Source organism: Helicobacter cholecystus (genome assembly GCF_003364215.1).
In the GTDB taxonomy this organism is placed as follows: domain Bacteria; phylum Campylobacterota; class Campylobacteria; order Campylobacterales; family Helicobacteraceae; genus Helicobacter_G; species Helicobacter_G cholecystus.
Genome location: NZ_NXLU01000002.1, coordinates 222,386 through 233,848, shown reverse-complemented (window position 1 = coordinate 233,848; position 11,463 = coordinate 222,386). Strand labels below are relative to the sequence as shown.

Genomic DNA, 11,463 nt, shown 5'->3' with positions numbered 1-11,463 from the left:
AAGGAATTTAACCTAAAAAAAGCTAAAATGCTTTGTAAAAAAGTAAGGCTAGAATGATGAAACTAAAATTACAACACGCACCCTATGTTGCTAATAAAGTAGCACTTGATCTATTTAATTCCCCCATTCTGGAAGAAAAAGTATCCATCGAAAGACTTCAGAGAAAAATTCTTGATGTGATGCAAACAGATATCCAAAGAGAGCTTATGCTTGATGAAAAAGCAAGAATTTTACTCGAGCAAAATCTTGATGAAATTGAATTTATGAGAGCCGATGAGCGACAACTTTTTTGGATGATAAAAAAGCAAATCGCTGAAGAAGAAAAATTTCCACTCAATTGGGATGATCGATACAGTGAACTTTCTTTTAAAATTCTAAAAGCTCTTAATGCTGAAAAACTCATTGTCTATTCTCTTTCTGACAATGTTATCAAAAATCTTATCTTCAAAGCCATTGATTCATATTCAAAAATTTATGAAGATGCTGAAAGTATTGTCTTGGAAAAGCTTAAAAACTACAAGAAAAAACTTATTGTTGGGAGCGATGAGTATGAACTTGTCTTTAATAAACTTTATGAAGAAGAACTTAAAAAGAAGGGATATTTATGAAAACTGCCTATCTCTATCTTGAAAATGGTGTTTTTATTCAAGCTAAAAGTTTTGGCGCACAAGGAACACAGGTGGGTGAAGTCGTATTCAATACCTCAATAACTGGATATCAAGAAATTATTACAGATCCAAGTTATGCAGGACAATTTGTTACTTTTACAATGCCTGAAATTGGAATTGTTGGAACAAACCCACAAGATAATGAGAGAGAAATTGTGCATTGTAAGGGAATCTTTGTAAGAAAATATCAAGATTTTTACTCTAATTTTCGCTCAAAAGAGAGTTTGAAAAACTTTCTGATACAAAACAACATTATGGGGATTTGTGAAATTGATACTCGTGGAATAACTCAAATGCTCAGAGAGCAAGGAGCAATGATGGCCATTGTTTCTACAGAAATCTCAAACAAGGAAGAACTTGCAAAAATCTTAGCTTCTAGTAAAAGAATTGAGGAGATTAATTACATTCAAGAAGTTTCAATTAAAAATGAAAAAAACCATACTCAAGGTACTTTTAATTTTGAAACCCTTAGCTTTCAAACTCCAGATACATACAAAACAATCGTTGCCATTGACTTTGGGGCAAAAGACAATATTCTCAACGAGCTTGTACAAGCAGGTTTAAATACAATTGTTAAACCTCATAATTTTGATGCGGATGAGATTATTGCGCTCTTTGATTGTGGAAAAATTCATGGTGTCTTTCTCTCCAATGGACCAGGAGATCCAATGACACTTACAAAAGAAGTGGAGCAAATTAAAAAACTTATTTTAAGAAAAATCCCAATCTTTGGAATCTGTTTAGGTCATCAACTTCTTTCTATTGCTTATGGATATCCAACAAAAAAACTTAAATTTGGACATCATGGTGGAAATCACCCTGTAAAAAATCTTAAAACCAATACAGTAGAAATCACTGCACAAAATCATAATTACTCTGTTACAGATGCAATTAGGGAGGTTGCAGAAATTACACATATTAATCTCTTTGATGGCACAATTGAGGGGGTAAGATATAAAGACTCTCCAATCTTCTCTGTCCAATATCACCCTGAAGCAAGTCCAGGCCCAAAAGACTCTGCTAAACTCTTTAGAGAATTTGCTCAAATGCTCTAAAGAGACTCCCATCTTTATAAATTTTATTGTTTGCAAATATTAAGCTTGAAAACTTTGAGTTAAATTATTTTTTATTATAATAACACTTCTTATTATTTATATTGTTTTGGAGGTATTTTTGGAATTTTTAAAACTCTATTTGGATTATTGTATTTTCGGAATTTTAGGATTTATGGGATTTTTAGCTATTTGGTTAAGCATTGAAAGAATGATATTTTTTAAGAGGGTAAAATTTGAGGATTTTCAAACATTCAATGATTTTGAAGAAAGCTTAAGTAAAAATATGACAACATTATATATCATCTACTCTAATGCTCCTTATATTGGTCTTCTGGGAACTGTTGGAGGAATCATTGTAACCTTTTATGGAATGAGTATGAGTGAGGGAATTGATGCAAAACAAATTATGGCTGATCTCTCCTTGGCACTTCAAGCTACTGGAGCTGGACTTATTGTAGCTATCCCTACTTTGATTATATATAATGGGTTATTAAGAAAGATTGATATCCTTTGCAATCGTTATAAGGCAAAACAATGAAGCTTAAAAGAGGTGAAGGGCTAAATATTGTTCCTTTTATTGATATTATGCTTGTTTTACTTGCTATTGTTCTTTCTCTTTCTACCTTTATCGCTCAAGGTCATATCCCCATCCAGGTACCAAACTCCAAACACTCACAAGAACCTAAAAAACAAAAAAAACTCACTATCTCTACTGATCGTTTAAATCAACTTTATCTTGATAATAAACCCGTCAACTATGAAGAACTTAAAAATGTCATAGCCCAAACATCCTCTAAAACACTCATAGAATTTCAAAGTGATAAGGAAGCCAAGTTTGAAACTTTTGTACAAATCCTTAATCTCCTCAAAGAGAAAAATCATGAAAATTTTGTTATCACTACACAAAAAAACTAATTCCCCTCATTTCATTGGATTTTTTTGTGCCTTTTGCTTATATTCTTCAATTGCATTATTTTTGCTTTATACTCCCAACTTAAAACAAATCCCAATTAAACAAGAAGGTAATCATAATTTTACACTCTCCTTGCGATCATTCCAAGAACCTAAACAAGCTAAACAATCTCAAGAAGATTCAAAGCCCATACAAAAATCCAATCAAAAAACTTATTCAAAAACCATTAAACCCTCCTCAAAATCAATTTCAAAGACTATTTCTGCTAAAAAAAATAATCCCAGCCCCCCTACTCAAGAAGTTCCACAAAAACAAAACAGTAATCAAGCAAATGCACAAAATACACAAGAAACTCTCAAGCACAATCAAGGAATAACTCATGAGTTTCTTGCAAAAATTCATTCTCTTATCTCCTCCCACAACCCTTATCCACTCATGGCAAGACGTCAAAGACTTGAAGGGGAGGTAGTTATAGAGTTTATTTTAGATACCTCTGGAGTTGTGAGTGAGGTAAAAATTGTACGCTCTAATACAAAAGAAATGCTACAAAAAAGTGCGATAAAGGCAGTATATGCAGCTTCAAAATATTTCCCTCTCCCTGAAAAAAGAGTAAAAATCCAAGTGCCAATCCTTTATAAGCTTCACTGATTTAGAATTTAAAAGATTAATATAGTGATTAATCAATTGGTTTTATAACCCTAAACTTTAAGATAGATAATCAACCCTTATTGGGAAAATTGTAGATTCTAGAGTCTAATTGATATTTCTTTATCCTAGAAAATCCCTAGGATAAAAACAAAGATTAAGATTTTAAAATCTCGTAAGCTTTTTGAATCTTTTGAAGTTGCACTAAACTTTCTTTAGTAATAGGCTTATTGTGTGTTTTATCTTCTAAAATATTTTGCTTACTTTTTGCAATCAGTTCTTCATAGCGCATTTGTAAATTTGTATACTCCCCAAAGATTTCTTTTGCTTCTTGTTGAGAAACTTCTACATAGTAATTTTTTTCAAAATCATCATAAATTTTATTAAAATCACTATTATCAATCTGTAAAAATGCTCCAACATCCAAAATCGCATCTTTAGTCGTATCATTTAAGTTTCCATCTGCATAGCCCAAAGCAAAGCAAAACTCCACAACCTTTAATTTCTTTTTATACTCCCCCTTGCTTAAATCTAAGAATTTTTCACAAAGTGCTTGAATATCATTATTTGATGAAAGAAAGATTTCCTTAAGAGCATTAAGGACTTCTTCTTTGTCTCCTAATCCATTCATTTCATTTGCCATATCATCAAGAAGTGAAAATGCCATTTGCTTTTCAAGATCACAAATCTCGCCATCTGCATTACCTACATACCCTAAAATCCCAGCAAGCACTCCATACTCACTTGCTAAAATTTTCTCCTCAAAGCTTGGTTCTTCTTCAATGACAATTTGATCTTTAAGAAATTCCCTATCCTTAAACCTCTTAACATTTTCTTCTATGCTCAAATATTCTTTGAGTGTATTCCATAAAAAATACATCACAACTCCAGCAACAATAATTACAAGTAATGTCAAAATATCCATTATTCTTTTCTCCTTCTTAAATCTCTATATACCGTTCTTTGTTCTTGATTTAGTTCTTTGTTAACCTCTTGACTTCTCTTTTTGTTTTCCTTAAGTTTCTCAAGGTATTTCTCCCTCAATGCAGAACGTTGAATTTTTTGAGGCTTAATAAAAAATGCAAAAACAATCAAGAAGAAAAATACAACACTGATAGCCTCAGATCCCTCCCCTGAGAGTATATACCATGCAGATGCCAAAGCAAAGGCAAAAACAATTTTTAATATTATTTTCATTACTATCCTCTAAGTAAATGTCCATTTTTTGATAACACTGCAAGCATGGAAGATCGAACATTTTCACAATCATCTGGCTCATAAGGATTGTAAAAAAGCACGGTTCTTTGACGCAAATTTTCATCTTCTATAAAAATCTGCATTATTGCAATATAGGGAATTCTTACAATTGTTCCAAGTTGGTCATCTCTATCTTGTGAAATAAGTCCTGCCTCAAACTCAAATACTGCATCTTCAAGTACAAGAGATAAAAGACTGTATCCTGAGAGAACAAAAGCTGTCATATCTCCTAATTTACTGCGTGCATAATGACTAAGTTCTGGATAAAACCCAATCATTGAAGTTTCACAAATAATAGAAAAATCCATTCCTTCTTCTTGAAGTGCTTGCATCATCTCTTTTGCATGAGTTGAGAAAAGATTACGAATCTTTGCACTAATTTCTTTAGACATTATCCCTACTCCCCAAGATTTCCAAAAAATCTACAAGTAAATTTTGCACTTGTTGCATTCCTATTTTCCAAAATTCTTCATTTTCTACATCAAATCCAAATTTCATTACCAAATCACGTGGAGATGCACTTCCCCCAGCACTTAAAAATTCTATATATTGGGCAATAAACTCATCTCTCCTTCCCTCTTGACTTGATCTTTTATACAGACCAAAGAGTGCAAGCACAAGGAGTTGTCCATAGCTATAAGCATAGCAATAAAAAGGGGAATGCACAAAGTGAGGAATATAACTCCACCATCTTTGATAGTTTTTACTTAGCTCTACACTTTTTCCAAACATTTTTTGGTTTTCTTCTTTCCAAATACGATCAAACTCTTCAGTTTTTAATTCATCATTGAGTGAATGAATTCTTCTTTCAAAATTTGTCATCACAATCTGTCTAAAAAGTGTAGAGAAAATATCTTCCAACTTCCCAGAATATAGTGAAATTAGCTCATTTTTTGACACTCTAGTCTTAAGAGTGTCAAAAAGAAGCATTTCTGCAAAGACAGAGGCAGTTTCAGCTGTTGTAAGAGGTGTATCCATATTGAGATAGCCTTGAGACTTACTGAGTTCTTGATGGATCATATGCCCAAACTCGTGGGCAATCGTAAATACATCGCGTCTTCCCTCTGTATAATTAAGCAAAACATATGGGTGCACAGAAGGTACGCAGCCATGACTAAATGCCCCTCCCCTTTTTCTCTCTTTGGGATGAGAATCTACCCAACCTTCTTGGAGTGCTTTTTTTACAATATTTGCAAACTCACTGGAAAATTCCTCAAAAGAATCCTGCACAAGCGTTAAGGCTTCTTTATAAGAAATCTTCTCTCCACCTTCTTTACCAATAGGCGCATAACGATCATAATCTTTAAGTTTTTTCAAACCTAAAATTTCTTTTTTAACCTCATAGTAACGTTGCACAATTGAAAAGTTTTGCTCAACAACATCAATTAGAGCATCAACACTTTTTTGTGTCGTACAATTGCTTAGATGCCTAAAAGATTCGGGCAAGGCATACTTTCTAAGCTTTGTATGAATAGCTAAATCTTTTCTCACCATATTGAAAATAAAGGTAAGAAAATGACTTGATGCATTGAGTTTTTTGCTAAAGACTTTCTGAGCTTTTTTTCTCTCTTTACGTTCTAGTGAATATAAATACGCAAGAATCTCTTCTTCGCCAATACGCTTAGCATCTTTACCAAACTTAAATTTTATTCTTGAAAAATACTCATCAAAAAACCTACCAAATGCTCCTATACCTACTGGAGAGACTTCTAGGAGAACTTGCTCTTGTTCTAGAGTCAGTTGATGAGACTTACTTTTAAGAAGATTGCTCAAATAATAGGCGTATTTAGGGCACTGTTTTTTATATTCTTCTTGTTCTACTTTACTCAAGGTGCAAAATTCAATTTCAAAAAAAAGCAGATAACTTTGTATTTGATTGCATATCATTTCATATTTAGCATACAAATCCCCCAAAGAACTATCTTGTGCAAAAAGTAAAAAACTATATGTTGCAACAGCACCCACCCCTTCTAAAATCTCCTCATATTCTTTTAGGGCTTGTGGATGAATCTCATTAAGTTTACCTTCATAGTTCATCTGAAAATTTTGAGCCTGAACTTTGAGCTCTTCCACTCTCTGTTCAAGTGCAGATGTGGAGGCAAAAATGTCTGTAAGTTTCCAATAATTTTTAGACATATTCTTCCTTAATCTTGATAATTTAGCGTATTTTATCAATTTATAAAGAATATTAACCTACTTCTATCCCGCCCCTATCCTTACTTAAAGAATTTTCTAAAAAAATAATTATGATCAAACTCTGTTTCTATAAATAAAGATATAGGAAGAGATAGTGTCGTATTTAAGTGTTTGAGTACTTAGAATTAAAAAGAGGGGGAAAGCCGCTATTTTGCGGCTTTGTCTATCTTAAAGACAGGGATTACCTCTCCTTGGTATTTTTTATAGATAAATGTTGCAATCTTATAACTTTGAATAGCCTTGATGAGCTTTTGCAATGCTTGCATTTTTTGGGGTGAAGTATTCTCTGAAATTGCAATAATATTGGCATAGGCTGAGCGTTCATCTTCTAAAGCAAGTGCATTTTTATGTGATAGTCCTGCTTGGAATGCATAATTACCATTAATTACTGCGAGATCCACATCACCAAGCATTCTAGGCAAAAGGGGTGCCTCTATTTGCACGATTTTTATTTTTTTGGGATTATCAACAATATCCAAAGTCGTGCAAGCAAGGTTATTAGGATCTTTAAGCTTAATGATACCTTCATTATGAAGTAAAATAAGTGCTCTTGAAGCATTTGTAGGATCATTAGGAATTGCTACTCTTGCACCATCTTTTAATCCTTCAAGACTCTTAAATCTTTTGCTATAAATCCCAAGGGGTTCAATATGAATTTTTGCAATTTCCTTAATCTTTAATCCACGATCCTTGATCATTTTTTCCATATAGGGAAGATGTTGAAAGTAATTTGCATCAATTGCACCATCATTAAGTGCAAGATTTGGTGTAACATAATCAGTAAAAGGGACAATAATAAGCTCTACCCCCTTTTCCTTTAATTCATCTTTCACAACCTCTAAAATTTGCGCATGAGGTACTGGACTAGCTCCAACTTTAAGCTCAATTGCATTAAGTAAACCCACTAAAATCATACTTGTAAATAAGATTTTCTTTTTCATCTTTACTCCTTATCTCATCGATATTTTTTAACCCATTTAACACATAGGTCACCTATAGTTTGAACAAGTTGCACCATCACAATAATGACAATAACTGCCCAAAACAATACATTTGGCATAAAAGTCTGATAACCTAAACGAATTGCAAGATCCCCCAATCCTCCTGCTCCAATAGCACCAGCAATTGCTGAATATCCAATCAGACCAATAATTGTTGTTGTTGCAGCATTGAGGATTGAGGGAAATGCCTCTGAGAGCATTACACAAATAATGCTCCACTGATTTGCTCCCATACTTTGTGTGGCTTCAATTAACCCTTTATCTACTTCATCCAATGCACCTTCAATCAACCTTGCTACAAAGGGAATAGCAGATAGAGAGAGAGGCACGATAGCAGCAATTGTTCCATAGCTTTGTCCTACAATGAATTTTGAAAGGGGTAATAGCAAAATAATTAAAATGATAAAAGGGAAACTGCGTGTAATATTAACGAGCCAACTCAAAATTTGATTAAGCCAAAAACAGGGTAAAACCCCATTCCTTTTAGTGACATTTAAAATTACTCCAACAATTAGTCCAAAAAATAATGCAATCATACTTGATATACTTACCATAAGAAGAGTTTCAAGTGTGCTATCACACAGCACTTCAATCAAGTGGGAGGGTAAAAGTAAATATTGCTCTAACATTGATTGCCTCCTCTAAAAGTCTGAAACTTAGAAGGAATATCTTCATTTTTAAGCCTCATCCACAATTCTATTTTCCCCTCTTCCCTTAACTTCTCTAAACTTTGGAGCGATAGTCCCTCACAGCGTAAATTTCTTCCACTCTCTAATAAAATCTCTTGAGTCACTTTATGACTAGGAGACAAAAGTATTTTCTCCTTATCTCCCACTTCTACAATTCTTCCCTCACTCATAACACATATTTTATCTGCAATTTGAGAGACCACCTCAATTTGATGAGTAATCAATACAATTGTAAGACTCATTTTTTTCTGAATCTGTTTTAAAAGATCGAGGATTGAGCGTGTAGTTTTGGTATCAAGTGCGCTAGTCGCTTCATCACAAAGTAAGATTTTTGGTTCATTTGCCAAAGCTCTAGCAATTGCCACTCTTTGTTTTTGCCCCCCACTTAATTGTGAAGGATAACTTTTGGCTTTATCACAAAGACCCACAAGTTCCAAAAGCTCTTCAACTCTATGGGGAATGATTTTTTTATCCCAATGGGCAATTTTAAGCGCAAACGCAATGTTTTCATATACATTTTTAGCACTCAATAGATTAAAATGCTGAAAAATCATTCCAATTTTTCTTCTTCTCTTGCGTAAAGTTGTTTTATCAAGTTCTAAAATATTTTCACCATCAATAAGAATTCTCCCTCCACTAGGTTCTTCTAATCGATTGATAAGACGCACAAGTGTTGATTTTCCTGCACCTGAATATCCAATAATCCCCATAATCTCATTTTCATTAATTTTAAGGGTAATATCCTTGAGTGCACAAAAACCATTAGGGTAATTTTTTTTTACATCTATTAATTCAATCAAGGTATGCCTTTTCTACATGAAATTTCAAAGATTATACTTCAAAAAAATAAAAATACAATATGATTTTAAAAAAATTTGCTATCTATTGCATAAAACCTTATAGGAACATTCTCTGCATTTTGAACGATTTAAAGTCATTGCAAATTCCCTCTCCTCTTTTGCAATATCTAAAAGCTTTTCAAGCTCCTGAATATGCTTTTGCAAATCCTTATCCTCCTTTAATTCCCCATTGCGTAAAGAGTAAAAGCAAACATGTACATCAAGATGAGGGTATTTCTCTTGAATATAACTTGCATAAATGGCACTTTGCAATGGAATGACATCAGCCTTTTTTCCACTTTTATAATCAATGACAAATATCCTGTCACCTACACGATCGATTCGATCAATTTTTCCTGTAATCCTTAAATCATTTTTAATAAACTCAAACCCCTCTTCAAGTCCTAAAATTTCATCGTATTCTAAATGATAAGAGAAAAACTTTTGCATTTGTTTAAGATACAGCCTAAGCTCAAACTTTACTAATTCACTCTTTTCTTGTTCAATCCTTTTAAGAAGTTGACGCTCAAAATATATTTTTGCATTTTGGGGATCTTGCTTATAGGATTCATATAAAAGCTCATGGAGTAAAAGCCCAATGCTCATTGCCTCGCTTTCACTCTCTTCTTTTAATCCCTTAAGATACCTCCAATAAAAAGCTCTTTTACAATCTTTAAAGCAAGAGAGACTTGTAAACGAGAGTTTAAAGTCTTTATCAATAGATAATCTAGCTTCATCAAAACTGTATTGGTATTTTTTTGCAGGTTCAAAAAGTGTGTAGTGATTTTGTCCCAATATGTTTACACCCACTTCTCTACCAAAAGGTGCCAACTCTCCTTCAAGATAAAGTAATTCTACCTCTTGAGTATTTTTAAAAATCTCAAGATAATAATGTTTTTGCAAGTCTTGTCTATCCTTAAGTGTTGGCATTCCTAAAGCTTTACGAATCTTTGTATTAAGAAAAATATCACTCTGTGAAATTTTAGGGATATTACTGCTGATAAAATCAGGAATAATCGCTCTTTTAAGCTTTAATCCACGAGTTTCAAGCAGACCCATCACACGCACCTTTCCACCCCCAAAATCATCAACACTCATCTTCTCTACTTCCAAAGCAAGTAAATGGACAATCTGGGCAAGATTAAGCTTTTGTAGGACGTTATGCATTTTTTGATAAATATAAATGATCTCATCAAGCTTAACTTCAAACCCTTCAGGGATACAAAGTCCCTTAAGATTATCAATTAAAAACTCTAGCTTATCCCCATGACACTCTTTCTCTCCAATTGCCTTAATTTGCTCTAAAAATTCTTTAGCTTCAAATCCCATTGCAAAATTAAGATTACGTGCTTCATCGCTAACTTTAAGATAAGATCTAAAATCATCTTGTGGCAAAATAATTGCAATCTCATCTTCAGCAATCCCCTCATTAAGCCATTGCTGGATTTTTTTTAAAATAAAGGCACATTGATCCAAACGCAAAGTACAAGAGTATGCATTGGGTTTGTTAAGCAAAGGTGAGGGGGTTTGATGCAAAATCTCTTGAGTACTAAGGGAAAAGGTGTAAGTATTATCGACTTGAAAGTTTGTAGAAAGGAAATCATAATGAGTAAGATTGTATTCATCAATTCTAAGATGCACAAGAAGCTCAATTTTTTGAGAAATTTCTTTAAGAATATCAATCTCAAAAGGAGTAAGAAATCCATCAAGAAAAATCTCAATCCCCTCAAAGCTCTCTATAAACTCATTAAAAATACTCGCATTTTGAGGAAAATCATAAAGTCCATATTCTTCTAGTTTTGCCTCATAGCACTCATAAATGCGTTCCAAAACATGCAAATGATCTTCATAATCTCCATAAATATCTTTTTGAGGAATGTCCTTTATAGCAATCTTGTGAGCATTGAGCTCATTAAAAAAGGTGATCAAAAAAGAAGAAGTTTCCAGATAGCCTAAAAAGTTTTTCTCAAAAAAGAAAACTTCGCTCTCTTTATCATTAAACTTGAACTCACTTAAAACATCGCTTAAGAGGATTTTTCTCATCATTGCAGGAATCTTACTTTTCCCCTCCACAATCAAAATTTGAGAAAAAAAATCGTGTATGAGCATACTTTGAGGTAAAAATCCTTTTTTTTGAGTTTTTAAAAACTCTTGCATTGCTCTTGAGCTTGAAAAGACATAAAGACGATGATTCATTTTT

The 11,463-nt window shown here is 33.1% G+C and carries 13 protein-coding genes; 5 read left to right on the top strand and 8 right to left on the bottom strand.

What is annotated here, in order from left to right:
- Window positions 1–56: 56 nt before the first annotated feature.
- The 5 genes from CQA62_RS02950 to CQA62_RS02930 all read left to right on the top strand — a co-directional run bounded on the left by CQA62_RS02950 (window position 57) and on the right by CQA62_RS02930 (window position 3,284).
- Window positions 57–608 (top strand): DUF507 family protein, encoded by a 552-nt coding sequence (locus CQA62_RS02950; RefSeq protein WP_104724370.1) that lies wholly within the window; start codon window positions 57–59, stop codon window positions 606–608.
- Window positions 605–1,723, top strand: a complete 1,119-nt coding sequence (gene carA / locus CQA62_RS02945; RefSeq protein ID WP_104724372.1) for a glutamine-hydrolyzing carbamoyl-phosphate synthase small subunit — start codon at window positions 605–607, stop codon at window positions 1,721–1,723. Before CQA62_RS02950 ends, carA begins: the two co-directional genes overlap by 4 nt.
- Before the next feature lie 118 nt (window positions 1,724–1,841).
- Window positions 1,842–2,261 carry a TonB-system energizer ExbB gene (exbB, locus tag CQA62_RS02940; RefSeq protein ID WP_104724374.1) on the top strand — a complete coding sequence of 140 codons (420 nt, stop codon included), beginning with the start codon at window positions 1,842–1,844 and terminating at the stop codon, window positions 2,259–2,261.
- A complete protein-coding gene (gene exbD / locus CQA62_RS02935; protein WP_104724376.1) occupies window positions 2,258–2,638 on the top strand; it encodes a TonB system transport protein ExbD in 381 nt (126 codons plus the stop codon). The genes exbB and exbD overlap by 4 nt, the downstream gene beginning before the upstream one ends.
- Window positions 2,604–3,284, top strand: coding sequence for an energy transducer TonB (locus tag CQA62_RS02930; protein WP_104724378.1), 681 nt, complete (start codon window positions 2,604–2,606; stop codon window positions 3,282–3,284). The genes exbD and CQA62_RS02930 overlap by 35 nt, the downstream gene beginning before the upstream one ends.
- 154 nt (window positions 3,285–3,438) lie before the next feature.
- On the opposite strand, the gene CQA62_RS02925 is transcribed toward CQA62_RS02930, so the two are convergent.
- The 8 genes from CQA62_RS02925 to CQA62_RS02890 all read right to left on the bottom strand — a co-directional run bounded on the left by CQA62_RS02925 (window position 3,439) and on the right by CQA62_RS02890 (window position 11,459).
- Window positions 3,439–4,206 carry a TerB family tellurite resistance protein gene (locus tag CQA62_RS02925; protein WP_104724380.1) on the bottom strand — a complete coding sequence of 256 codons (768 nt, stop codon included), beginning with the start codon at window positions 4,204–4,206 and terminating at the stop codon, window positions 3,439–3,441.
- On the bottom strand, window positions 4,206–4,478 hold the full coding sequence (locus CQA62_RS02920; protein WP_104724382.1) for a hypothetical protein: 273 nt from the start codon (window positions 4,476–4,478) through the stop codon (window positions 4,206–4,208). The genes CQA62_RS02925 and CQA62_RS02920 overlap by 1 nt, the downstream gene beginning before the upstream one ends.
- Window positions 4,479–4,480: 2 nt before the next feature.
- Window positions 4,481–4,930 (bottom strand): hypothetical protein, encoded by a 450-nt coding sequence (locus CQA62_RS02915; protein WP_104724384.1) that lies wholly within the window; start codon window positions 4,928–4,930, stop codon window positions 4,481–4,483.
- On the bottom strand, window positions 4,923–6,674 hold the full coding sequence (locus CQA62_RS02910; RefSeq protein ID WP_104724386.1) for a M3 family oligoendopeptidase: 1,752 nt from the start codon (window positions 6,672–6,674) through the stop codon (window positions 4,923–4,925). The genes CQA62_RS02915 and CQA62_RS02910 overlap by 8 nt, the downstream gene beginning before the upstream one ends.
- Window positions 6,675–6,880: 206 nt before the next feature.
- Window positions 6,881–7,675 carry a MetQ/NlpA family ABC transporter substrate-binding protein gene (locus CQA62_RS02905; protein WP_104724388.1) on the bottom strand — a complete coding sequence of 265 codons (795 nt, stop codon included), beginning with the start codon at window positions 7,673–7,675 and terminating at the stop codon, window positions 6,881–6,883.
- Between the two features lie 14 nt (window positions 7,676–7,689).
- Entirely contained in the window at window positions 7,690–8,364 is a 675-nt protein-coding gene (locus tag CQA62_RS02900; RefSeq protein WP_104724390.1) for a methionine ABC transporter permease, read from the bottom strand.
- Complete coding sequence (locus tag CQA62_RS02895; protein ID WP_104724392.1) at window positions 8,358–9,224, bottom strand: methionine ABC transporter ATP-binding protein; 867 nt, start codon at window positions 9,222–9,224, stop codon at window positions 8,358–8,360. The genes CQA62_RS02900 and CQA62_RS02895 overlap by 7 nt, the downstream gene beginning before the upstream one ends.
- Before the next feature lie 78 nt (window positions 9,225–9,302).
- Entirely contained in the window at window positions 9,303–11,459 is a 2,157-nt protein-coding gene (locus tag CQA62_RS02890; RefSeq protein ID WP_104724394.1) for a PD-(D/E)XK nuclease family protein, read from the bottom strand.
- Between the last annotated feature and the right edge of the window lie 4 nt (window positions 11,460–11,463).